19 protein-coding genes and 2 pseudogenes are annotated in these 24,081 nt (G+C 71.5%); 10 read left to right on the top strand and 11 right to left on the bottom strand.

What is annotated here, in order from left to right; genetic code table 11:
- Positions 1 to 54: 54 nt before the first annotated feature.
- Positions 55 to 2,331, bottom strand: coding sequence for a cellulose binding domain-containing protein (locus tag ABGB05_RS24665; RefSeq protein ID WP_347655882.1), 2,277 nt, complete (start codon positions 2,329 to 2,331; stop codon positions 55 to 57).
- Positions 2,332 to 2,638: 307 nt separating this feature from the next.
- On the opposite strand from ABGB05_RS24665, the gene ABGB05_RS24660 reads away from it, so the two are divergent.
- A complete protein-coding gene (locus tag ABGB05_RS24660; protein WP_347655883.1) occupies positions 2,639 to 3,820 on the top strand; it encodes a GNAT family N-acetyltransferase in 1,182 nt (393 codons plus the stop codon).
- Between the two features lie 47 nt (positions 3,821 to 3,867).
- On the opposite strand, the gene ABGB05_RS24655 is transcribed toward ABGB05_RS24660, so the two are convergent.
- A complete protein-coding gene (locus ABGB05_RS24655) occupies positions 3,868 to 4,341 on the bottom strand; it encodes a S26 family signal peptidase (protein WP_347655881.1) in 474 nt (157 codons plus the stop codon).
- A 133-nt stretch (positions 4,342 to 4,474) separates the two neighbouring features.
- Here ABGB05_RS24655 and ABGB05_RS24650 point away from each other — a divergent pair, with 133 nt between their 5' ends.
- From ABGB05_RS24650 to ABGB05_RS24615, 8 genes and pseudogenes are all read left to right on the top strand, one after another.
- Positions 4,475 to 5,020, top strand: coding sequence for a MauE/DoxX family redox-associated membrane protein (locus ABGB05_RS24650; RefSeq protein WP_347655879.1), 546 nt, complete (start codon positions 4,475 to 4,477; stop codon positions 5,018 to 5,020).
- Between the two features lie 58 nt (positions 5,021 to 5,078).
- Complete coding sequence (locus ABGB05_RS24645; protein ID WP_347655878.1) at positions 5,079 to 5,603, top strand: TlpA disulfide reductase family protein; 525 nt, start codon at positions 5,079 to 5,081, stop codon at positions 5,601 to 5,603.
- Positions 5,600 to 7,414 (top strand): ABC transporter ATP-binding protein, encoded by a 1,815-nt coding sequence (locus ABGB05_RS24640; RefSeq protein ID WP_347655876.1) that lies wholly within the window; start codon positions 5,600 to 5,602, stop codon positions 7,412 to 7,414. Before ABGB05_RS24645 ends, ABGB05_RS24640 begins: the two co-directional genes overlap by 4 nt.
- Positions 7,415 to 7,434: 20 nt before the next feature.
- Positions 7,435 to 8,181: an AfsR/SARP family transcriptional regulator gene (locus tag ABGB05_RS24635; RefSeq protein ID WP_347655875.1), complete on the top strand. Its 747-nt coding sequence runs from the start codon at positions 7,435 to 7,437 to the stop codon at positions 8,179 to 8,181.
- A gap of 86 nt (positions 8,182 to 8,267) precedes the next feature.
- On the top strand, positions 8,268 to 8,489 hold the full coding sequence (locus ABGB05_RS24630; protein ID WP_347655874.1) for a hypothetical protein: 222 nt from the start codon (positions 8,268 to 8,270) through the stop codon (positions 8,487 to 8,489).
- 102 nt (positions 8,490 to 8,591) lie between these two features.
- A complete protein-coding gene (locus tag ABGB05_RS24625; protein WP_347655872.1) occupies positions 8,592 to 11,435 on the top strand; it encodes an ABC transporter permease in 2,844 nt (947 codons plus the stop codon).
- Between the two features lie 21 nt (positions 11,436 to 11,456).
- Entirely contained in the window at positions 11,457 to 12,176 is a 720-nt protein-coding gene (locus ABGB05_RS24620; RefSeq protein WP_347655870.1) for an ABC transporter ATP-binding protein, read from the top strand.
- A gap of 65 nt (positions 12,177 to 12,241) precedes the next feature.
- Positions 12,242 to 12,422, top strand: a pseudogene (locus ABGB05_RS24615) (response regulator); the annotation flags it as partial.
- An 8-nt stretch (positions 12,423 to 12,430) separates the two neighbouring features.
- On the opposite strand, the gene ABGB05_RS24610 reads toward ABGB05_RS24615, so the two are convergent.
- From ABGB05_RS24610 to ABGB05_RS24580, 7 genes and pseudogenes are all read right to left on the bottom strand, one after another.
- Complete coding sequence (locus tag ABGB05_RS24610) at positions 12,431 to 12,880, bottom strand: hypothetical protein (protein ID WP_347655869.1); 450 nt, start codon at positions 12,878 to 12,880, stop codon at positions 12,431 to 12,433.
- A 56-nt stretch (positions 12,881 to 12,936) separates the two neighbouring features.
- Positions 12,937 to 13,515 (bottom strand): cellulose binding domain-containing protein, encoded by a 579-nt coding sequence (locus tag ABGB05_RS24605; RefSeq protein ID WP_347655867.1) that lies wholly within the window; start codon positions 13,513 to 13,515, stop codon positions 12,937 to 12,939.
- Between the two features lie 273 nt (positions 13,516 to 13,788).
- Positions 13,789 to 14,265 (bottom strand): hypothetical protein, encoded by a 477-nt coding sequence (locus ABGB05_RS24600; RefSeq protein WP_347655866.1) that lies wholly within the window; start codon positions 14,263 to 14,265, stop codon positions 13,789 to 13,791.
- A 109-nt stretch (positions 14,266 to 14,374) separates the two neighbouring features.
- On the bottom strand, positions 14,375 to 14,599 hold the full coding sequence (locus ABGB05_RS24595; RefSeq protein ID WP_347655864.1) for a DUF397 domain-containing protein: 225 nt from the start codon (positions 14,597 to 14,599) through the stop codon (positions 14,375 to 14,377).
- A pseudogene (locus tag ABGB05_RS24590) lies at positions 14,599 to 15,460 on the bottom strand (helix-turn-helix transcriptional regulator). The gene ABGB05_RS24595 and the pseudogene ABGB05_RS24590 overlap by 1 nt, the downstream one beginning before the upstream one ends.
- Positions 15,461 to 15,755: 295 nt before the next feature.
- Complete coding sequence (locus tag ABGB05_RS24585; RefSeq protein WP_347655863.1) at positions 15,756 to 17,360, bottom strand: hypothetical protein; 1,605 nt, start codon at positions 17,358 to 17,360, stop codon at positions 15,756 to 15,758.
- Positions 17,361 to 17,443: 83 nt separating this feature from the next.
- A complete protein-coding gene (locus ABGB05_RS24580; RefSeq protein ID WP_347655861.1) occupies positions 17,444 to 19,438 on the bottom strand; it encodes a beta-galactosidase in 1,995 nt (664 codons plus the stop codon).
- A gap of 168 nt (positions 19,439 to 19,606) precedes the next feature.
- Between ABGB05_RS24580 and ABGB05_RS24575 the strand changes: the two genes are divergently transcribed.
- Entirely contained in the window at positions 19,607 to 21,952 is a 2,346-nt protein-coding gene (locus ABGB05_RS24575; RefSeq protein ID WP_347655860.1) for a TIM-barrel domain-containing protein, read from the top strand.
- 88 nt (positions 21,953 to 22,040) lie between these two features.
- On the opposite strand, the gene ABGB05_RS24570 is transcribed toward ABGB05_RS24575, so the two are convergent.
- Together ABGB05_RS24570 and ABGB05_RS24565 are read right to left on the bottom strand one after the other, a co-directional pair.
- Positions 22,041 to 23,513 carry an MFS transporter gene (locus ABGB05_RS24570; RefSeq protein WP_347655859.1) on the bottom strand — a complete coding sequence of 491 codons (1,473 nt, stop codon included), beginning with the start codon at positions 23,511 to 23,513 and terminating at the stop codon, positions 22,041 to 22,043.
- 75 nt (positions 23,514 to 23,588) lie between these two features.
- Positions 23,589 to 24,077, bottom strand: a complete 489-nt coding sequence (locus tag ABGB05_RS24565; protein ID WP_347655858.1) for a MarR family winged helix-turn-helix transcriptional regulator — start codon at positions 24,075 to 24,077, stop codon at positions 23,589 to 23,591.
- Positions 24,078 to 24,081 lie beyond the last annotated feature (4 nt).

Here is a 24,081-nt window from a genome sequence, read left to right as displayed (position 1 = left end):
GCCCTACCTGGCACCGCGACGCACCGGCGTTCCGGAGATTCTTCCGGATCCGCCTCAGCGGAGGTAGACCGCCGGGGTCGGCGGGGCGGACATGCCGTTGCCGATGAAGAAGCTCGGGTGCGGCGGCTGGTTGTAGGCGGTGTTCTGCCAGGCGATCGCCACCCGGTACATCGGGTCGTGCATCAGGGTGTGGATCCGGACGTCCGTCGGGTTCGGCGTGCTGTAGATCCGCAACGCCCGGTTGTCGCTGGTCCGCCAGACCACCTCCTCGCGCCAGTCACCGAGGAGGTCGGCCGAGAGCGCCGGGGTGGCCTTGGTGCCGTTGTTCGACGCCACCCCGCTGCCGGTGAGCAGTCGGGTGTCACCACTCGTGCCGTACTTGTCGATCCGGGTCTGGTCGAGCAGCTCGCGGACCGGATCGCCGTCCCACCAGATCAGGAAGTTCGCCGACGACGGCTTGCGGCCGACGTTCGTGCCGGAGGGGCTGCGTAGTCCGTCGGCCGCCGACGACCATGCCTCGGCGCCCGGGCTGCCGGCGTGGACGTCGCCGGCCACGCCCCGGCCGTTGTCCCCGGCCGGGCCGGTGGACCAGTAGACCTGTCCGGTACGGGCGTTGGCGAACCAGGACGACGGCTTCGAGGAGTCCTCGCTGACCTTGAAGTACTCCAGCCCGGCCCGGGCCGGGTCGAGGTCGCCGAGGTGCGCCGCGTCGCCGTGCCCGTGTCCGGTGTTCCACAGCGGCGCGCCGTTGTCGTCGACGGTCATCGCGCCGTACACGATCTCGTCGCGGCCGTCGGCGTCCACGTCGCCGACGGTCAGCGCGTGGTTGCCCTGGCCGGCGTACTGGGAGCCGGCCGAGTTGGAGTCGAACGTCCAGCGCCGGGTCAGGCTGCCGTTGCGGAAGTCCCAGGCGACGATGACGGACCGGGTGTAGTAGCCCCGGGCCATGATCAGCGAGGGCCGCTGGCCGTCCAGGTACGCCGTACCGGCGAGGAACCGGTCGACCCGGTTGCCGTAGTTGTCACCCCAGGAGGAGACGGTGCCCCGGGCCGGCAGGTAGTCGACGGTGGAGAGGGCGGCGCCGGTCCGGCCGTCGAACATGGTCAGGAACTCGGGCCCGGCCAGCACGTACCCGGACGAGTTGCGGTGGTCCGCCGAGGCGTTGCCGATCACCTGACCGGTGCCGGAGCGGCTGCCGTCGGCGGTCTTCATCGCCACCTCGGCGTCCCCGTCGCCGTCGTAGTCGTAGACCTGGAACTGGGTGTAGTGCGCGCCGGCCCGGATGTTGCGGCCCAGGTCGATCCGCCACAGCCGGGTGCCGGTCAGGGTGTACGCGTCGACGTAGACGTTGCCGGTGTAGCCGGACTGCGAGTTGTCCTTGGCGTTGGACGGGTCCCACTTGAGGACGATCTCGTACCGGCCGTCGCCGTCCAGGTCACCGACGGAGGCGTCGTTGGCCGAGTAGGTGTACGCCTCGCCGGAGGGGGTGGTGCCGCCGGCCGGGATCTGCAGCGGTACGTCGAGATAGCCCGAACCGAACTGCAGCGCGGGTGCCGAGGCGGCCTGTTCCGTCCCGTTCACCACCGCCCGGACGGTGTACGCGGCACCGGCCGCCGCGCCGGAGTCGAGATAGTTGGTGGCCCCGGTGATCGGGCTCGGGTTGACCCGGGTCGAGCCCCGGTAGAGGTTGAACGCCACTCCCGAGGTTTCGGTGCCGAGCAGTCGCCAGGAGACCAGGTTTCCGTTGCCGGAGCGGACGCTGACCAGTCCCCGGTCCAGCTCCTCGACCTGTTTCGCGCCGGCCGGCGGGTTCGGTGGCGGCGTGGTGACCGGTGGGGTGGTCGGCGGCGGGGTGGTCGCGGGCGGGGTGGTGGCCGGGGGCGGTACGGTCGACCCGCCGGTGGTCGGGGCGATCGTGCCGGTGCAGGTGGTGCCGTTCATCGCGAAACCGCTCGGCACCGGGTTGCTGCCGGTCCACGAGCCGTTGAAGCCGAATCCGACGCTGGTGTTGGTGCCGAGCGTGCCGTTGTAGCCGACGTTGGCGGCGGTGACCTGGGTGCCGGACTGGGTGACGGTGGCGTTCCAGGCCTGGGTGACCTGCTGCCCGGCCGGGTACGACCAGGTCACCGTCCAGCTGGTGACCGGGTCGCCGAGGTTGGTGAGGTTGACGCTGGCGCCGAAGCCGCCCTGCCACTGGTTCGTGACCTGGTAGTCGACCCGGCAGCCGGCGGCAGCGGCCGAGGCGACCACCGCGCCGAGGGCGACACTGGCGGCGAGGGTGCCGACAGTGCCGGCGGCGAGCAGGGTGGTGCGTTGTCGCGACGTGCGCATGACGGTTCCTCCGTGACGAGGCGGGGCTGCGGTGACGACGCCTGGCCGGTCGGGCCGGCCGACGGGCCGCACCGGTCCTGCCCTCGACCGGATGGCGCGTACCGCAGGCGGCGACCGTGACTGGAACAGTTCAACGGTTACCGGGGACGGGGGTGGCTCCCTTGTGACGAAAATGCTAGGACAAGCGCTTTCCCAAACACAACATCGGAGCGGGTTGATTTAAAGGTTTCAGTATCCGGCGTCCGGGGTTATCCGGTGGCTGGTCAGACCGGCGCCTGACTAGGCTCGGCCGGTGGCTCCGATCATGATCCAGGTCCGTCCGCTCGAGGTCGGCGAACTCGAGGCGGCCTGGCAACTCGGCCGTCTGGCCTTCGGCTCCGCCCCGACCCCGGCACCCAGCGCGCTAACCCCACTGGTCGGGCTGACCCGGTACGGCGCGTTCGACTCCGCCGGCCGGCTGCTCGGCAAGGCCGTCGACCTGCACCACGAACAGTGGTGGGCGGGCCGGCGGGTGACCGCCGCCGACGTCGCCGGGGTGGCGGTGGCCGCCGAGGCACGCGGGCGCGGGGTCGCCCGGGCCCTGCTGCGGACCCTGCTCGCCGACGCCCGGGAACGGGGTGCGGCGATCAGTGCCCTCTACCCGACGGTCACCGGCCCGTACCGCAGCTGTGGCTGGGAGGTGGCCGGCGCACAGCGCGCCGTCGAACTGCCCACAATCGCGCTACCGGCACACCGGCCGGCTCCGGAGCTGACCGTACGGGCCGGCGGGGCCGCCGACCTGCCGGCGGTTGCCGACCTCTACGAGCGGGTCGCCCGGCACCGCGGCGGCCTGCTCACCCGCAAGGACGTCTACGCCCCGGAGCCGTCGACCGGGCTGCCGAACGGGATCGACGGACTCACCCTGGTCGAACAGGACGGCCAACTGGTTGGGTACGCGGCCTGGGCGCGGGGCCCGGGCTACGACCGGCACGCCGTGTTCACCGTGGAGGACGTCTTCGCCACCACCGCGGCGGCGGCCCGGGAACTGGTCGGTTTCCTGGCCGGCTGGCGCAGCGTCACCCCGACCGTGCGGCTCTGGCCGCTGGCGCACGACGCGGTCGCCGCCCAGTTGCCACTGGAGCACGTCCGGGTGCGCGAGGAGCGGATCTGGATGCACCGGCCGGTCGACGTGACCCGGGCGGTCGCCGACCGGGGCTGGCGGACCGGCGTACGCGGCCGGGTCGACTTCGCGCTGACCGACGCCGACGCGCCGTGGAACTCCGGCTTCTGGCGGCTGGAGGTCGACGGTGGCGAGGCACACCTGCACCGGATCCCGGACGAGCCGGCCCTCTCCCTCGACGTACGCGGGTTCGCCCTGCTCTACACGGGTGCGGCCGACGCGTACGCGGTCGCCGAGGCCGGTCTGCTCCGTGCCGGCGGCGGTGCCGACCCGGGCCCGCTCGACCTGCTCGGCTCCGGACCGCGCGCCGAGGCGATCGACTACTTCTGACGCGGCAGGGCCCTGCCTGTGGTTGCCGTACGCGGCACCTGCGGTGACTACCTGTCGTCGGGCCCCAGCCGCCAGACCGCCACGCCTTCGATGTCCTCCAGTGGGACGAATCCCCAGCGGCGCGAGTCGAGGCTCTCCGGATGCTCACCGAGTAGTACCGTCATGCCGGCGGGCACGTGTCGGAAGCGACCGCCGACGGCGTGGACCACCGGTTCCGGGACGGTGTCGCCCGGCAGCGCCGCCAGCCGCTTGACGAGCCATGCCGACGCGGCGGATCCGGTCGGGACGGTCCGGCGCCCGCCCTCCTGATGGTGTGCGATCACGATGTTCCCCACCCGGAGTCGACGTGTTCGACGGACCAGGAGCCGGTCGCCGGGGGCCAGGCCGGGACGCATACTGTCACCCACCACCTTAATGATCATGAATTGTCGGCGTGCCGCGACCACCCCACCCACCACAATCGCCGCGACCACGGCGGCTCCGATCACCACGGCAAGCAGAAACACAGCCCTGTCGGCCATACCCGTCCTTCAATGACCTTTGCGTGACCCATGAGATCGACCCGTTGACTGCCTTGGATGTTAACGCTAACGTCCAGGATGCCCAGACAGTCGACACGGGCACCGACTGACATGTGGGACATGGGGGAAAGTCGTGAGCGCTGTGGTAGTCGCGGCAATACTGACCACCTCCGGCGCACTGGCGATATCTGTTGTCGGCAAGGTGCGCACACGATCGGCTTTCGCCGCGTTCGCTGACGCGATCACCGGTCTACGGGTGTTACCCCCACCCTGGTCCCGGCCCGCGGCCGCCGCCTCGATCGCGGCCGAGATGTTGGTGCTGGCGTTGCTCTTCTGGCCGGGCGGGGCGAGCGTGGGCCTGGCTGCCGCCGTGTTGCTGTTCGGCGCGTTCGCCCTCGTGCTGGCGCTGGCCATCCGGCGGGGAGCCACCGTCGGCTGCCACTGTTTCGGGCCGACGGGCGCGCCCGTCTCCCGGCGACACGTCATCCGCAGCGGGTTCCTCTCGGCTGTCTCGTTCGGCGCTCTCGTCGGCACCATCGCCCAACCGGCGACATCGCTCAGCAGGCTCGATCCACCGCAGCTTGTGTTGGCGTGCGTCGCGGCGGGACTCGTGGTTGCCGCGCTGGTCTGGCTCGACGATCTGGTATGGCTCCTGCGGGGGCCGACCCACGCGCGCTGACCGCGGAACTCCCGACTGCCCGCCGTTGTGCGCCCCGGCACTGAGCCAAGGAGAACCGGTGCTACTTCTCTCCGTCGTTGTTGCCGCACTGGCGGCACTCGTCCTCGTCGACCTCGTGCTGAGCGCCGCGATCATCAGGCGTCTGCGCGAGACGGAGGCGAAACTCCTCGAGATGACGACGCCACCCGCGTCGGGGCTGCCGATCGGCGCCGCCCTGCCGGAGTTCGCGTCGCCCGACGGTCAGGTCTCCCGCGCCGATGTCGCGGGCAACCCGGTTCTGGTCGGGTTCTTCTCGTCCAGCTGTCGGCACTGCCCGGCCCAGGCGGAACAGTTGGCCGACCGCGCAGAGGAGCTCGCCACCACGGGCGTCCGGGTGGTCAGCGTCCTCACCACGGGCGAGGGCCAGACCGACGAACTCGCTCCGACCCTGGGAAAGGCCGGCCTCGTCGTCACCGAGGACAGCCCGAGCACGCTCATGGCGACCTTCCAGGTGCAGGGCACCCCGTCGTTCGTGATGTTCGGGGCCGACGGACGGCTGTCGGCACGCGGCCACGACCTGGGCGAGGTATTGAACAGCCAATGAGGCGATCGGCATGGTTGCTGGGCCGCGCGTTCGGGATCTATTTCGGCGCCGCGCCCCTGGCCGCCGCCATCAGCATGGTCGTCATGGTGGTGGGCGGTCTGGCGGCGGTGGCCACCGCCTGGTCCACCCGTGCGCTCATCGACGGACTGTCCGCCGACGACAGTGCCAAGCTCTGGTTCGGCGTCGCCGGTTTCGGCCTGCTGGCGATCGTGTCGCCGGTCATCCTGCACGTCTCCCAGTACGCCCAGCGGGATGCGGAACGCCGGGTGACGATTCGCACGCAGCAGGAGTTGTTCGCCGCGGTGTCGGCGCATCCGGGTCTGAAGGAGTTGGAGGACAGCTCGTTCCATGACCGGCTGCGGCTCGCCCACGAGGCGAGTCGCTTCGCACCGACCCAACTCAACAGTCTGGTCCTGGCCGTCGGCCAGGAGACGATCACCGTGGTCGCCTTCGGTGTCACGCTGGTGCGCTGGTCTCCTCTGGTGGGCGCACTGGTGCTGCTGGCCGCCGTACCCACACTTCTCGCCCAGATCCGGCTGGCGCGGATGCGGGGGGCGATGCTGGAACGCACCGTGCCGATGATCCGCAGGCAGGCCTTCTACGCCGCACTGCTGCTCGACATGCGGGCGGCGAAGGAGATCCGGCTGTTCGGACTCGGCGCGTTCTTCCAGGGCCGGCTCCTCGACGAACTGCGGGCGGCCCAGGCGCAGGAGCGTCACCAGGACCGTCTGGCACTGTGGGTGGACAGCGTGCTGGCGGCGCTGACCGGCCTCGTGTCGCTGGTGGCGCTGACGGTCTTCGTTGTGCGCGTCGCGGACGGGCGCGGCACCGTCGGCGACCTGGTGCTCGTGATCGCGGCACTGGCCGCGCTCCAGATGTCCGCCTCGGGTCTGGTCCGCCAGATAGCGATGCTCGGCGAGACGTTCATCATGTTCGGCCACTACGTCGACATCACGGCGGTGACCCGTGAGGTGCGCAAGACCGGGCCACTACCTCCCGCGCCGCCGCTCGCGCAGGGCCTGGAGTTCGACGACGTGTGGTTCCGCTACGCGCCCGACCACGACTGGGTGTTGCGCGGTCTGACCTTACGAATTCCCCGCGGTTCCTCTCTCGCGATGGTCGGCGACAACGGCGCCGGCAAGTCCACGGTGGTGAAGCTGCTCTGCGGCTTCCACACCCCGAGCCGGGGCGTCATCCGATGGGACGGCGTCGACATCACCACCCTCGACCCGGCATCCCTGCGTGCCCGCATCGGGGCGACGTTCCAGGACTTCATGACCTATGAGCTGTCCGCCCACGACAACATCGCGATCGGAGACATCAGCGCGCGCGACGACCGTTCACGCATCCGCGCGGCGGCGGTCACCGCCGACCTGGACTCGGTGTTGTCCGGCCTCCCCCGCGGCTATGACACGATGCTGACGCGGGCCTTCAGGGACGGTGACACGGCCGATGCCGGCGTGGTGCTGTCCGGCGGCCAGTGGCAGCGTCTGGCGCTTGCCCGGGCCGTCCTGCGGGAAGGCACCGACCTGCTGATCCTCGACGAGCCGTCCTCGGGGCTCGACGTGGCGACCGAGTACGAGATCAGCCGGCGGCTGGTGTCGTTGCGCCGTACCCGCACCAGCCTGCTCATCTCCCACCGCCTCAATACCGTCCGCGGGGCCACCAGCATTGCGGTGCTGTCCGGCGGTCGCATTCTCGAGCAGGGCAGCCACGACGAGCTGATCGCATCGGGGGGCCGCTATGCCGAGTTGTTTCGCCTCCAGGCATCCGGTTATGACGACGCTCGTGCACCAGAGGTAGCGCTGTGAACGCTAACACGCTCTTACAGGTGTCGTTGCTGGGCCCGCTCGAGGTGAATGTCCGGGGGCGGCCGATGCCGATCGGCAGCTCCGGAAGACGAGCACTGCTGGTGGCGCTCGCGTTGAATCTGGGCACCGTGGTCAGCGTCCACCATCTCGTCGCCGTCATCTGGGACGGTAGCCCGCCGAGGACGGCAACCACCAAGCTGCAGGGGCATGTCTCGGCTCTGCGGCAGAGCCTGGTGCGGCTCGGTGGCCCGGACGCCGTGAACGTGCTGCAGACCCGTCCACCGGGTTACCTGCTGTGCCCACACCTCGCGTCGACCGATCTCGCACGCTTCGACGAGTTGACCCGCCGGGGCGCCAACACACGCCTCCCGGACGAGGCCGAACAGCGGGCTGCCGTACTCGACGCGGCGCTGCGGCTGTGGCGGGGAACCGCCTGCGTCGACGTCACGTCCGCCGGACTGACGGTCGAAGCCTCCGCGCTCGACGAGCGGCGGTGGCGGGCGATGGAGGACCTCGCCGAGGCGCGGCTCGTACTCGGGGACCACAACGCCGTCATCGACGCGATGGAGCCCCTGGTACGCCAGTGCCCCTACCGCGAGCGAGCCTGGGAACATCTCATCGAAGCACACATGGGGCGGGGCGACATCGCGTCGGCCCTGGCGGCCCATGACGAGCTGTGCGACCTTCTCGCCGCAGGTCTCGGCATCGTACCCGGCCAACGGATCCGCCGGCTGGTCAGCACGATTCGCGCGAGCGTCCGGCGTTAGCGCGGCGTTAGTGACACGTAAGCGAGCGATGACATCGTTGACGCACCGCCACATCGTCGGACGACGACACGAAGGAGAACGCGCAGATGGTCATCATCAACAGACTGGGCGACAAACTGCTGGCCGCTCTGCTGCCCAAGGCCAAGGCCTCCGCGTGCAACGTCTGCACCCGCGCCTATGTCGGGTGCGGTGGCCCGTTCTGCTACTACTACTACAACAAGGTGGTGGCGGGCCAGGTCCGCTGCTACGCCAACACGGCCGACTACTGCGACGCGCCGAACGTGAGCTACCGCGTCGGTTGCTGCTGATCGCCGGTCCAGCGCCGCCGGCCGGGCCCCATCCGGCCGGCGGCAGCATGTCGGGCCCGAACCGGTGCTGGTCGCGGACGGACGGTGAGCTAGTTGCTGGGCATGGTCGTTTCGCAGTGGCGGGTACGGGCGCGTCGCTCGTTGGCGTTGTTGTCGATGATCGCCGTGGCGGTGGCGGGATTCACCCTGCTCACCGGAACCGCGGTGACCTCCCGTCTGGACGCCGTCGGCACGATCGCCGCCAACTACCGCCCCGTGTACGACCTCCTGGTGCGCCCCGGCGAGGCGGTGCTGCCGCTGGAGCGGCAACGCAATCTGGTGCAGTCGGGTCAGTTGGCGGGAATGCGCGGCGGAATCTCCGTCGCGCAGTGGCGGGAAATCCAGGCGGTACGCGGTGTTTCCGTCGCGGCGCCGGTCGCCGTCATCGGATACGTGATGCGGACCGTACCCGTGACGATCGACCTCTCGGACGAACTGGACCCGACCGCGGAGCGTCAGGTGCTGCGGGTGCAGCCGACCTGGGTGACGGACGCGGGGTTGAGTCGGATCCCGGACGGGCCGGCGTATCTCTACGTCACCCGCAACCGGGTGGACGTGGTGCCGAACAGCGAACTCGACAGTGGCGGGGGGCTGCCGCCGCCGGAGGAGATCGACGCCGACGGAAAGCGGGTGGAGATCTGCCCCGTGGTCCCGTTCATCGGCGAGCGGGACGGGCTCCAACCGACGGATCCCCGGGCCCGGTCGTCGTTGACGTGCGTCGGCGGACCGGGTTCGACGGACCGGGAGGGCAAGCCGACGCGCCCGGCCGTCACCCTCGTGTGGACGGTGCCGTTCCTGATGGCCGCGGTCGACCCCGACTCGGAGGCCGCGCTGGCGGGGCTCGACCAGGCCGTCACCTCGGGGCGGTACTTCACCCCGGCGGAGGCGCCGACCACCCACCGCCTGGACGGGATGCCGTACCCGTACTCGGTGCTGCCGGTCCTGATCGCCGACCGACCGCAGGTCGACGGGACGCTCCAGGTCGACGTCGAGCGGCTGGACCCCGGCGCGGTCGAGTTGGTCCGGACCTCCGCCGACGACCAGCGGCTACGCGCCGCCCTGGGCACCGAGCCCGGCACCCCCGTGGCGCGGTGGTCGACACCGGTCGACGACCCGTACCAGGACATGGTCGACCGGATGCTGCACCCCGGCGAGCTGGGCATCGAATACGACACGGCCACGACGAACACCATGTGGCTCCACTCCTTCTGGACCGTCGGAGCGACGGACACCGTGCCGGAGGCGGACGGGTTGCGGGCCCGGCCCGCACCGTACGACCTGAGGATCTGGGGCCAGGGAGCCGACGACGGGGGATCGTCCCGGCACGTCCCGATGGAGTTCGCCGACACCAGCGTGCGGGGCGGCGTCGCCGTGCATCGCAACACCGCCCGCGGGTACGTCGTCCAGGCTGGCGAGGTCCAGATGCCTGACGTCGCGCTGGGCGCGGTGGGCACCTTCGACCCGGCCGAGGTCTCGCTCGGCGGCGCGTTGTCGGCGGTGCCCATGGACACCTATTTCAACCCGGGCGCCGACGGTGCCGACGAGGCGTCCCGGCGGGCGTTGGGCGGCCGGCGACTCGCGCCGAACGCGAACGTCACCGGTCTGCTCAGCCAACCACCGCTGCTGCTCACCTCGATCGCGGCCCTGCCGGCCATCTTCGACCCCGGCGCCTACACCACCGAACCGGCCTACCCCGAGTACCAACTGAACACCGCCGCACCGATCAGCGTGGTGCGGGTCCGGCTGGCCGGCGAGGTCGGCATCGACGCGGTCTCCCGGGAGCGGGTACGGGTGATCGCGGAGGAGATCGCCCACCGTACCGGCCTGCAGGTCGACATCACGCTGGGCTCGTCGCCCACCCCGGTCACCGTGCACTACCCCGCCGGTGACTACGGGCGACCCGATCTCGCCGTGGCCGAGCCGTGGGTGCAGAAGGGCGTCGCGGCCGTCCTCGTCCGCGCCGCCGACCGCAAGAGCGTCCTGCTGTCGATCCTGGTGCTGGCGGTGTGCGCGCTGGCGGTGCTCAACGCCAACACGGCCGCCATCCGGGCCAGACGCACCGAGTTCGGCATCCTCGCCTGCCTGGGCTGGAGCCGGCGACACCTGGCCCGACTGATGTTCACCGAGATCGCCGGAGTCGGCCTCGCCGCCGGCGTGGTCGGCACCCTGCTCGCCCTGGCCTTCGCCTCCGCCTTCGGCCTGCGCATCGCCTGGAGCCACACCCTGCTCGCCGTTCCCGCGGCCGTGGCCATCGCCCTGGTCGCCGGCGGCTGGCCGATCTGGCGTGCCGCCCGCCCCGACCCCGGTGAGACCGTCCGCCCGGCCGTGTCCGGCGCCGCCGTGCGCCTGCGGGCACCGCACCGGGTGGTCACCCTCGCCCTCGCCAACCTGGCCCGCACCCCCGGCCGCACGGTGCTCGGCGCGACGAGCCTGATGATCGGGGTCGCGGCACTGACCATGCTGCTGGCGATCACGATCGCCTTCCATGGGGCGGTCACCGGCACCCTGCTCGGTGACGCCGTCACCCTCCAGGCCCGCACCGTCGACTATCTCGCGGTGGCGGTCACGATCGTGCTGGGCGTCGTCTCCGTCGCCGACGTGCTCTACCTCAACATCTCCGAACGCGCCGCCGAGCTCGCCCTGCTCCGCGCCGTCGGCTGGACCGACGGCGTGCTCAACCGGCTGGTCGTCCTCGAGGCGATCGGCATGGGTGCCCTGGGCGGTACGCTCGGCGCCGCTGCCGGCCTCGGTGCGGCGGCGGCCTTCGCCGGTGGGGTCACCGCACCGATCGTCTGGTGTGCCGTGGCCGCCCTGGTCTCCGGCATCGCGGTAGCCGCCGTGTCGGTGGTGGTGCCGATCGTCATGCTCCGTCGGCTGCCCACCGCCCAGGTACTCGCCGACGGGTGACGGACAAGGAGCGCAGACCTGATGGAACGGACCTCACCCCCGGCGCCGGTCACGGCCACCGCGCCGCCCCCGTTGGTCAGCCTCGACGGCGTACGGAAGAGTTTTCCACTGCCCGCCGGCGCGCCGCTGGTGGCCGTCAACGACGTCAGTCTGACCCTCACCGCCGGCACCGCGGTCGCGTTGACCGGGCCGAGCGGCTCCGGCAAGTCCACACTCCTGCACCTCGTCGGGGCGATCGAAAAAGCCGACAGTGGGAGCATCGACGTCGCTGGCCAACGGGTGACCGACCTGTCGGGCCGTGCGTTGGCGGCGTACCGACGGAGCGTCGGATTCGTGTTCCAACGGTTCCACCTGCTGCCCACGCTCACCGCCCTGGACAACGTCATGGCACCGCTGATCCCGTTCCACACCGAATTCGACAAGGCCGCCCGCGCACGTGAACTGCTGGCGATGGTCGGGCTCGCCGACCGGGCCTCCGCCCTGCCGTCGCGGCTGTCCGGTGGTCAACAACAGCGGGTGGCCATCGCCCGCGCCCTCGTCAACCGACCGGCGTTGCTGCTGGCTGACGAACCCACCGGCAACCTCGACAGCCACACCGGCACGGCCATCGTCGACCTGCTGCTCGGCCTGCGCGACGAGCCGGGCACCACCCTCGTCATCGCCACCCACGACGCCGGCATCGCCGCCCGCTGCGACCGTGCCGTGCAGATGCGGGACGGGCGCCTCTCCAGTCTGGACTGATCAATGGGTGCCGTGAAAGGGCGCCAGCTCCTGCTGACCCCCTGGGTGACGGCGGCCAGGCCCGCGCCGTCAAGCGGATCTGCGCCCAGACCAGCAGCACCCGGGTGCTGATCCTCACCACCTTCGACGTCGACGAGTACGTCTACGGCGCGCTACGCGCGGGTGCGAGCGGTTTCCTTCTCAAGGACACCACCGCAGCCGACTCTCCTTGCCGCCATACGAGTGGTCGCCGCCGGCGAAGCGATCGACTACTTCTAGCGGGTCCACACCGCCAGCACGCTGCAGCCGCAGCAGACGGCCAACACCACTGCGACCTCGATGATCGATACCAGGTGGTTCGACCACATGCCGAACCTCGTCACGTCGGCGCCCTGCCCGTCGTGCACCCGGTTGCGCCACACCCCGAACCGGAAGTCCAGGATGGTCGCGGCACCCGGCTGGACCACCACACTTGTCGTCACCAGCGGCACACCGATGAAGTCGGTGAACTTGATCTGGTGCGGCCCGGCCGGGACCGGGATGTGCCAGGTGCCCGCGCCCGGGATCGGCACGTGTCGGCCGTCGACGCGCAGCTTCGCCGTCTTCGGCACCGGGACCATGTACGGCCCCCGGTTGACGGTGACAACCAGGGCGCCGGCGCCCGTCGGCAGCGCCACCGGATGCGGGTACGCGGCGGGTTTCGCGGGCTGGCCGGGGTCGGTCATGGCACAGGATCTTGACACATTGACCCTGGCGGCGGGTGCCCCTGCCTGCCCGCAGCTCAGCCGAGCGTGCAGGGCGTCCCGTTGAGGGTGAACGAGGACGGGCTGCCGGTGCCACCGGTGTGGGTGGCCACGAACCCGATGGCGATCGCGGCGCCCGGCCCGATGATGACGTGGTCGTCCAGGCCACGGGCGGTGACCTCGCCGCTGAGCGGCGAATACACCGCGTTCCAGCCGGTGGTGATCTGCTGTCCGGCAGGCAGCGGGAACTCCAGCAGCCAGGCGGTGATCGTGGTCGCGCCGGTGTTGGTGATGGTGATGCTGCTCGTGAGGTAGGTGTCCCAGGTGTAGGCCGAATAACGGACGTTGCAGGCGGCCCCGGTCGGCGGCGAACTGGTCGGCACAGCGGTGCTGGCCGACGGGGCGCCGCTGGGCGGCAGAGCCGTGCTGGGCGGCAGAGCCGTGCTGGGCGGCAGAGCCGTGCTGGGCGGCAGAGCCGTGCTGGGCGGCAGAGCCGTGCTGGGCGGCAGAGCCGTGCTGGGCAACGCCGTGCTGGCCGACACGGTGGCCGGCGCGCTGACGGCGGCCAGCATTACGGCCGCCGTGGCGACACCGAGAAGGCTGCTCTTCAGTCTCATGGGACTGCGATTCCTCCCGAAGTCGGGCCACGGCAATGCGGCGAAACGAGGAGTGCCGTTGCCGCCGACTGTCCGGTCCACCGCGCAAGCACCAACGCTAATCGATGTTGTTCGATTGTCAAGCCGCAGTACGAGCTGCGGTCGTAGAGCCGCATCCGGGCGCCATTGGTACGGACGCGTCGGGAACGTGGGCACACCGACCCGACCACGCCCCGACGATCTCACTGGCCAGCGGGCTGGCAGCAGCAGCGAGGCCGACCGGACGCGCGCCGGTCAGGGGTTGTTCAGGGCGCCGAGCCCGCCGAGCAGCGCGACGCCGCCGCAGCAGAGCACGAGGACCGCAACGAACGTGACGATCCCGACCAGGTAGTTCGACCACATGCCGAACTTCGTGATGTCGGTGCCCTGACCGTCGTGGACCCGGTTGCGCCACACCCCGAACCGGAAGTCCAGGACGCTCGCAGCACCCGGCGGGACCACCACCGCGCGGGTCGTCACCATCGGGATGCCGATGAAGTCGGTGTACCTGACCTCGTGCGGCCCGGCCGGCAGCGGGATGTGCCAGGTGCCCTCACCGCTGATCGGGACGTGTCGACCGTCGATCTGCAGCTTCGCCACCGTCGGCACCGGAATCAGGTACGGCCCCCGGTTGACCGTCACGACGAGCGCGCCGAAGCCGGCCGGCAGGGCCACCGGTTGCGGGTACGCGACCGGCGCCGAGGGGATACCGGGGCCATAGGGGTAGGTCATGGCACGAGATCCTGGCACATCCACGATGGCGACGGTGCCCCCGGCCTGGCCGGCTCAGCCCCGCCGGGTCACGTTTCCGACCGGCCGGGAACCGGGACGGCGGAGCGGCTCAGGCCGGGGCGGGGAAGTCGAACTCGCCGGCCTTCACGCCGGCGACAAAGGCGTCCCACTCGGCCCGGGTGTAGACGATGGTCCCACCGTCCGGAGCCTTGCTGTGCCGCAACGCCACCCGGCCCGAGCCGTCGACCAGCGGTCCCGCCTCGACGCAGCTCCCTCCGGCATCACTGCTGTAGGTGCTGATGTGCCAGGCCACCGCCGGCAGGGTCTCGCTCATCACAACTCCTCCGCGATCGTCGCGACCAGTTTCACCGACTCGTGCGGGTCGAGGGCGACCTTCCGCAGTCGATCGTACGCACGGCGGAACCGCTCGGACTTCGGCGCCTCGAGATAGAGCCGGCCGCCGAGGTTCTCGATGTAGGCGACCTCGGGGTAGGGCCGGGGCATGGTGAACAGCACGAACGGGCCGTTCAGCGCGGAATGCGTACCGAGACCGGTGGGGAGTACCCGGATTTCCACGTTGGACCGCCGGGCGACCTCGGCCAGGTGCCGCAACTGCGCCGCCATCACCGCGCGACCCCCCCACCGGTCGGCGCAGCGCGGCCTCCTCGACGACGGTGGAGACGGAGATGTCCCGCCGGCCCTCGAAGACCCGCTGCCGCTGCATCCGGAGGTCGATCCAGCGGGCGACCAGGTCGTCCGGCGCGTCCGGCTCCTCGACGCTCCTGATCACCGCTTCCGCGTAGGCACGGGTCTGGAACAGCCCCGGTAGCAGCAGCGGGTTGTAGGAGGAGATCCGTGCGGCCCGGGACTCCAACCACGGGAAGTCGATGAAGGAGGCGTCGACCACGTCGCCGTAGTCCTCGTCCCAGCGGTCGGTCCGCCACACCTCCTCGGCGAGACTGAGCAGTTGCTGCCGCTCCTGGGCCCGGTGAAAACCGTAGAGGTCCAGCAGGGCGTAGACGTCGTTGCGTTGGATCGGCCACTCGGCCCGCTCGTAGCGGCCGAGCGCCGACCGGTCCCGGTTCAGGTGCTCGGCCACCGTCTCCAGGGTCATGCCGCGCTCCTCGCGCAGCTCCCGGAGCCGCTGGCCGAGCCACTGTGCGCGCAGCGTACGGATGAAAGGCTTGTGCGCCATCGTCCACCTCAGCATCAGCAGAAGGAATCGGAATGGTGGGCGGGAACCCTTACTCCCGCTCCCCGGGCGCTGGAACCATCTCCAGCGCGCTACCCGGGGCCGGGCAGGGCACACCGCCGGCCAGGCGACAAGCCGGTGGGTCACGAGGTGGGACGCTCGGGTGGGCGGTGCGGCCGCCGACCCTCACAGGGCACTCGGAAAGGAGTGATGCTTCCCGAACCGACTCGACCATCTATTTACCACGCGGGGCGGAACGATGGCGACCCGGCGCGGCCCACGTCCGGGAGCGCGCTGGCTATCCGAAGCCTGCCGCGCCCTCCCGCCGCCGGGCGGCCACGAACTCGTCGATCTCCGCCTTGATCGCGGGCATCGGCCCGGACAGCGGGCCGGGGTGCTGGTCCAGGATGTACTGGGCGTTGACGATGTGCTGGCCGAACGAACGATCCCCGAGCTGGAGCTTGCTCCGGCCGATGATGTACTCGACATAGCCGAGTTCCTCGATGCGCTGTCCCTGGTCCGCGCCGGGATGGACCGGAAGGCCGACCCGGAGCAGTTGCGCGGCTTGGCGCAGGAAGTCGGCGCCGGCGTCCCGGGCCGCCTCGTCGTCCTCATTGAGCTGGGCGACCGCGTGGGTGAACGCGGTCTGGGCGAAGTTTCGGCGCTCGGGCAGGTCGAGCCGGTTGTCCCGACTCCGGTAGAACTCGAGCGCCGCCGCCTCGACCGCCAACGCCGCCGCCTCGACCGCCGGGTCCGGCTCACCGTCGACGGCGACGGCGACATCGAGCAGCCGGAACGCCCGCGCGGACAGCGCCAGGGCCCGGCCGAGCCGCTCGTCCGCGTCCCGCCCACCGATCCGCCGAATCGCCTCGACTCCGGCGAGGGCGTGCCGCCGGACCACCTCCAACGGTTCGGGTCCGGTGAACCGGTCGCCGAAGTCGGCCACCGTGCCCGCCAGGGCCACCGCGAACCGCACCTGGGCGTCCGCCGCGTCCGCCGCGAACGGTGTCGGCGGCGCGGACGCCTCCTCGGAGCAGAGCAGGTCGAACAGTTCCAGCGCGGATCCGCCGTCGGCGGCCGCGTCGACAAACCTCGACATTTCGATCAGGCACATCAACCGGTTGCCGGTGGTCATGGCGAGGGCACGGATCGCCCGGGCGTCCCCGGGCATCGCCACGTACCACTCGTCGACCACCTCCAGCGCACGGTCGAAGTACCGACATGCCGCGTCGAAGTCGTCCCGGGCGTACCTCCGGCGCCCCTCCAGGTCGAGCTCGTACGAGGTGTCGTCGATCTCGGCCCGCCGGCGCTCGGGCAGCGCCTGCCCATCGACCGCCGCGCGCAGCGCGGGGCGGGCAGCCTCGGCCGCGAGCCGGACACCCTCCCGAATCGCCCGGTCGATGCGACGGGAGCCGGCCAGTTGGCCGAGCGCCGTGTCGACCGCAGCCGTCGCCTCGACGAACCGGCCACCCCGGGCATAGTGTGCGGCCCTGAGCAGCGACGCGACCGGCCTCCACGGCCGGAACGCACGGTCGCGGCCGGCAGCCGCCTCGGCCGCCTTACCGAAATGGTCGGCGACGTCCTGCTGGCGGGGTTCGGACGAAGCCATGGTCGAGAACAGGTAGACGTACTCGGGTTGGACCAGGTCCCGCAGCTCGGCGGCGCGAAGGCCCGCGACGGAGTCGACGATGGTGTGCGGACGAATCTGGTGCAACTGGTAGAGCCGGTCCGCCGCAGGGACCTCATGCGGCGGGGGTGGTGGGTCGGGGCTGACGAGCCGGTGCGCGGTCAGGACCGCCCGGATCAGCGCCCGCTCCACCTCCGGCCGGTCGTCGAGAGCGGCCGTCCACTCTGCGGACAGCGCCGGCTCGTACGGCGGAGTGACATCGCGGCGCAGTCTCACATCAGCCTCCCGACGTAGACGCTACATCCGGTCCGCCAGGCCCTGGTCCCGGCGAGCGGACGACCGGCGGGCCGGACAGCGCGTCACGACTGCCGGAGCACCGCGCAGCCGCCGGCGGGCAGGGTCACCGGGTCGACGTACCCGCCGGTGAGCAGGTCGAGGCCCGCGACCGGCAGGGTCTGGGCGGTGTCGGTGTGGTTGAGCAGGAAGAGCCAGCTCCGCCCGTCGGCGGACCGACGCCGGACCGCCTCCACCCCGTCCGGCGCCACCGGACAGGTCGGCGTCACCCCGGCCGCCCGGGCGACGTCGGCCGCCAGCCGCCGGTACGTGTCGTCGTCCAGCCGGGTCGAGACGTACCAGGCGACGCCGGCGCCGTACGCGTGCCGGGTCACCGCCGGTCCCCCGGCCAGCCGCCCGTCGGTGTACGTGGTCACCGCCGTCGCCCCGGCCAACTCGACCGGCTCGGACCAGAGTCGACCCGTGCCGCCGTCCGACAGGGACAGCCGGGTCGCCGGGTCGAGCGGCTGGAACTCGTCGACCCGGATGCCGAGCAGGTCCCGCAACGCGCCCGGGTGACCGCCGAGCCGGATCCGGCCGTACTCGTCGGCGACGCCGCTGAGGTAGCTGACCAGCAGGTGACCGCCACTGGCCAGGTAGTCCCGCAGCCGGGCGGCGTACCCGTCGTCGACGAGGTAGAGCATCGGCAGCACCACCAGGGCGTACCCGGAGAGGTCGTCGCCCGGCTCGACCACGTCGCAGCCGAGACCGGCCCGCCACAGCGCCCGGTAGACCGCCGCGACCTCGTCTGCGTGGTCGACCTCCGCCGACGGCAGCACACTGGCCTGCAGCGCCCACCACGAGCCGGCGTCCCGGACGACCGCGACCGACGTCGACACCGTACCGACGTCCACCTCGGCGAGCCGGTCCAGGGTTTCGCCCAGTTCGACCGTCTCCCGGAATCCCCGGCTGCGCGGGCCGGCGTGCGGCAGCAGCGCGGAGTGGAACAGTTCGGCGCCGCCCCGGGAGGCCCGCCACTGGAAGAACATCGCGCCCCGGGAGCCCCGGGCGACGTACGACAGGCTGTGCCGGAGCAGCCGCCCGGGTTCCTTGCCGTGCATCCGGCCGGGGGTCAGGATCAGGTTCGGCGCGGTCTCCATCAGCAGCCAGCCCGGACCGCCAGGGCTGTGCCGGGCCCAGCCCCGGGCCAGGTCGGCGGCGAACGCGGTCTGCTCCTCCGCGCCCGGTCCGGCCTCGGTCGGGTAGTGGTCGATCGCCACCAGGTCCAGCTCGGTCGACCAGCGGGCGTGGTCGACCGGCACCCAGCCCCCGAGTACAAAATTGGTGGTCACCGGTACGTCCGGGGTGGCGGCCCGGAGCAGGTCCCGCTGGGCGAGGTACGCGCCGAGCAGTTCGTCGGAGCCGAACCGGCGGAAGTCCAGCAGCTGGGCCGGGTTGCCGAGGTACCGGGTGGCGACCGGGGTACGGATCTGCGCCCAGTCGGAGTAGTGCTGGCTCCAGAAGCTGGTCGTCCAGGCGTCGTTCAGTGCGTCGAGTCCGCCGTACCGGGTCCGCAGCCAGCGGCGGAACGCCTCGGTGGCGTGGTCGCAGTGGCAGGTGGTGCCGTACTCGTTGTGCACGTGCCAGAGTGCCAGCGCCGGGTGGTCGGCGTACCGGGCGGCCAGCGCGGCGGTGATCTCCCCCGCCGCCCTGCGGTACGCCGGGGCGCTGACGCAGTAGGTGTCCCGGCTGCCGTGCTGCAGCCGTACGCCGTCGGCGGTGACCGGCAGCGCGTCCGGGTGGCGCAGGGAGAACCACGGCGGCGGGGAGGCGGTGGGGGTGGCCAGCGCCACCCGGATGCCGCCGGCGTGCAGCAGGTCGAGGACCCGGTCCAGCCAGTCGAAGTCGTACCGGCCGGGTTGTGGTTCGAGCCGGGACCAGGCGAAGACGCCGACGGTGACCAGGTTGACCCGGGCCCGGCGCATCAGCGCCACGTCCTCCGTCCAGACCTCCGGCGGCCACTGTTCGGGGTTGTGGTCACCGCCGTAGCAGAGCCCGTCCAGCCCTTTCGGCCACCGCATCCGGCACCCTCTCCTGTGGACTTTAGTTGGGTATCCCGTCAAAGTAGGCGGACCGGATCACCACGTCAACGGGCGACTCCGGGCCGGAAGTCCGTGATTGACAGTTTGTTGGGTTACCAAAGAAACTAATGGGGGTCGATGACCCCCGCCGGCAGCCGAGGAGACCGCATGCCGTACCGACCGCCCCTGGTCCCGCACGAGACGTTCGTCGCCGACCCGCCCGAGCTACCGGTCCGGGCCCCCGGCGAGCAGGGCCTCTCCGCGCTGACCCGGGCCGAGGTGCTCGGCACCGACCCCTCCGGCGTCACCCTCAAGGCCGGCACCTCCGACGGCGGCTCGCTCGCGGTCCGGATCACCGCCGCCGCCGAGGGCGTCATCCGGGTACGCCTCAGCGAGGACCCGCTGGCCCGGGGGCGGGCCGCCCGGGCGCTGCCGCTGGTGCACCCGGGGTCGTACCCGGCCGAGGTCCGGCTCGACGGCGACACGGTCCGGGTCGACGCCGGACCGGTCGTCGCCGAACTGCGCCTCGACCCCTGGCACCTGCGTTTCGTCGACGCCTCGGGCACCCTGCTCGTCGAGCAGAGCCGGGGCGAGCAGGACATCAGCGGCCGACTCCGCACCCTGCCGTTCGGCCGGTCGCTTGTCGACGGCGCGGTCGCCGCGTACCACGAGAGTTTCCTCGCCCCCGGCGACGAACGCTTCGTCGGCTTCGGCGAGAAGTTCACCCCGCTGGACAAGCGCGGCCAGCGGCCCCTGATGTGGAACTTCGACGCCTTCGGCAGCGAGTCCGACCGGTCACACAAGAACGTCCCGTTCTACCTGTCGAACCGGGGGTACGGGATCCTGGTCGACAGCGGACTACCGGTCGAGTTCGACGTCTGCCAGTCGACGCACAGCTGCGTACAGATCCTGGTCCCGGACGACGTGCTCGACTACTACGTACTGGCCGGCCCGACCCCGGCCGAGATCCTCGACCGGTACGACGACCTGACCAGCCGTCCCACCCTGCCCCCGAAGTGGGCCTTCGGCACCTGGCTCTCCTCCGGCTTCTTCGTCGACAGCCAGCAGCGGGTGCTGGACCGGGCCCGCCGGATCCGCGACCGGGGCATCCCCTGCGACGTACTGCACCTGGACTGCTACTGGCAGGTCGCCGGGGCCTGGTCGGACCTGCGCTGGGACGCCGAGCAGTTCCCCGACCCGGCCGGGATGCTGGCCGCCCTCGCCGAGGACGGCTTCCGGGTCTGTCTCTGGATGAACCCGTACCTGATGACCGGCAGCGCCCGGTACGCCGAGGCGGCCGAGGCCGGCTACTTCCTGCGCCGCGCCGACGGCTCGGTCTACGTCGCCGACACCTGGCACGGCACCCACCCGGCCGGCGGCATCGTCGACTTCACCAACCCGGCGGCGGTCGACTGGTTCAGCGGACTGCTCCGGCCACTGCTGGCCCAGGGGGTCAGCGTCTTCAAGACCGACTTCGCCGAGGGAGTGCCGGCCGACGCGGTGGCGTACAACGGGATGACCGGCGTCGAGCTGCACAACGTCTACAGCCTCCTGTTCAACGACGTCGTCTCGGCGGTCACCGAACAGGTCGCCGGGCACGGCATGGTCTGGGCTCGCTCGTCGTACCTGGGCGGGCAACGGCACTCGGCACAGTGGAGCGGGGACGTCAACACGACGTACCCGGCGATGGCCAGCACGCTGCGTGGCGGGCTGAGCCACGGCCTCTCCGGAGTGCCGTTCTGGAGCCACGACACCGGCGGCTTCCACGGCACCCCCACCCCCGACCTGTACGTCCGCTGGGCCCAGTTCGGCGCGCTGTCGCCGCTGATCCGGTTCCACGGTACGACCAGCCGCCTGCCCTGGGACTTCCCGGCCGAGGCCGAACGGGACGCGGTCGACGCACTCCGGCTGCGGTACCGGCTGATGCCGTACCTCTACTCGGCGGCGGTGACCGCGGCCCGGACCGGCGCGCCGATGCTGCGGGCCCTGCTGGTCGACTCCCCCGACGACCCGGCCGCGTGGCAGGCGGAGCTGGAGTACCGGCTCGGGACCGACCTGCTGGTCGCGCCGATGACCAACCCGGACGGCCGGCGGCACGTCTATCTGCCGGCCGGTGACTGGGTGGACTTCTGGTCCGGTGAGGTGCGTGCCGGCGGCCGGCATCTGCGGGTGCACCAGCCGCTGCACCGGATTCCGCTCTTCGTCCGGTACGGCGCGCTGCTGCCGGTGGCCCCGCCGGCCGACCGGGTCGGCGCCGGGCCGTTTCCCGAGGTCACCGTGCTCAGTTGGGGCGCGGTCGACGCCGAGGTGACGATCCACGACGTCGACGGCGACACGATTGTCCGGGCCCGTCGCTCCGGGGACGAGTTCCGGGTCGAGAGCGACGGGCCGTTGACGGTCAGCGGTGTCGCGTTCGCCCGGATGGACGGTGCCCGGCTCCCCGCCCGGCTGGTCTGCGACGGCGAGGTCACCACCCCCGTGCACCTCGACGGGCTGCCCACCGTGCGGGGCTGAAGGTCGGGGCGGGGTGCCCAGGTGGGGGGCGCCCCGTCCCCCTTCGCCCTGCCCGTGGCGCCGGCCGGCGCCACGGGCCGTGGGTGGATCAGGCGGCGGCGCTCGGGGTGGACTCTCGGGTGCCAGCCTCTGACACCGGGGTCTCGGCCGGTCGCGGCGGCTGCCGCAGCACCACGGCCGCGACCACGAAAGCGACAACGAGCAGGCCGGTCGCGGCGGCGAAGGCCAGTCGGTAGCCGCTGGTCAGTGCCGCCGCCGTGGACTCCCCGGCCGTACGCAGGCGCTCGGTCCGGGCCGCCGCGAGGGTGCCGAGCACCGCGACGCCGACCGCCATACCGACCTGCTGGGTCGTGTTGAACAGGCCGGAGGCGAGTCCGGCGTCGTCGGCCCGGGCGCCGGACATGCCGAGCGCGGTCAGTGCCGGCAGGGCGAGTCCGAACCCGGCGGTCAAGAGCATCGCCGGCAGGACGTCGGCCGGGTAGCTGCCGTTCACCGGCAACCGGCTGAGCAGGCCCAGTACGCCGGTCAGCAGGAGCAGCCCGGTCAACAGGACCCGCCGCTCGCCGAACCGGTTGATCAGCCGGGCGGAGACACCGAGCGAGACGGTGCCGATGACCACGGCCGCCGGCAGCATGGCGAGACCGGTCTCGGCGGCACCGTAGCCGAGGACCCGCTGCAGATAGAGGGTGAGCAGCACCTGGAAGGTGAAGCAGGCCGCGACCATCAGGATCTGCACCAGGTTGGCTCCGGCCACGCTGCGGGAGCGGAGGATCCGCAGCGGCATGAGCGGCTGCCGGGCGGTGGCCTGCCGGATCACGAACGCGGCGAGCAGGGCGAACGCGAGGGCGAGCAGGCCGAGGGTGGAGCCCGAGGTCCAACCGTGCGTCTCGGCCCGGACCACCGTCCAGATGCCCAGCACCAGGCCGGAGGTGACCAGAAGCGCGCCGGCCAGGTCGGCCCCGGCGGCCGGGCCGAGGCCACGATCCGCCGGTAGTACCGGCAGCGCGACCGCCAGCACCGCGAGTCCGATCGGCAGGTTGATGAAGAAGATCCAGTGCCAGCCGAACCCGTCGGTGATCACGCCGCCGAGGACCTGGCCGAGCATCGCGCCGGCGGCGCCGGTGAAGCTGAAGACCCCGATCGCCCGGGCCCGTTCCCGGGGCTCGGTGAAGACCGTGACCAGGATGCCGAGACTGACCGCGGTCGCCGCCGCGCTGCCGACGCCCTGGAGGAACCGGGCGGCGATCAGCAGAGCCGGGGACCCGGCGACGCCGGCCAGCAGGGAGGCGGCGGTGAAGACCACCGTGCCGACCAGGAAGACCCGTTTGCGGCCGAGCAGGTCGCCGAGGCGTCCGGCCAGCAGGAGCAGGCTGCCGAAGGCGAGCAGGTAGGCGTTCACCACCCAACTCAGGCCGGCCGGGGAGAAGCCAAGGTCGTCCTGGATCGCCGGCATCGCGACGGTGACGATGCTGCCGTCGAGGATGGTCATCAGGGTCGTCGAGGCGATGACGGCGAGGGCGAGCCAGCGGGATCGGGGCGACAAACAGGTTGGATCGGACACGACGTCCTCCTGTCGAGCGGATGCGACCGGAGGGACGCTAGCAGATCGTTTTGTTGCAGACTATCTGCTTCGGGTTCAGTTTTCCCGCTGCCGGGCCCGGCGTACCGGTTGCGGACCCTCCACCGGATCGGCCAGGTGGCCGGTCGCCAGCCGGTTCAGGGCCCGGACCAGCACCTCCCGCTCCTCGGCCGGCAACGAGTCCAGCGCCTCCCGGTGCACCCGGTCGACGATCTCCTGGCTCCGTCCGGCCACCCGGGCACCCTCCGGAGTGACCGCGACGATCCGGGCCCGGCGGTCCGTACCCGACTGGCGCCGCTGGGCCAACCCCGCCTTCTCCAACGCGTCGACCGTGACCACCATGGTGGTCTTGTCCATGTCGCCGAGTTCGGCGAGCTGGGCCTGGGTCCGCTCCTCCGGCAACGCGTGCACCAGCACACAGTGCATCCGCGCGGTCAGCCCGATCTCGGCCAGCGCCGCCGCCATCCGGGTCCGCAACACGTGGCTGGTGTGGTCCAGCAGGAACGACAGGTCCGGTTCGGTACGGGTCGGCGCCATCGCGGTCATGCCC

The organism is Plantactinospora sp. B5E13, from assembly GCF_039871775.1.
Classification (GTDB): domain Bacteria; phylum Actinomycetota; class Actinomycetes; order Mycobacteriales; family Micromonosporaceae; genus Plantactinospora.
The sequence above is the reverse complement of the archived record's forward strand: the minus strand, read 5'-3'. Positions and strand labels throughout refer to the sequence as shown.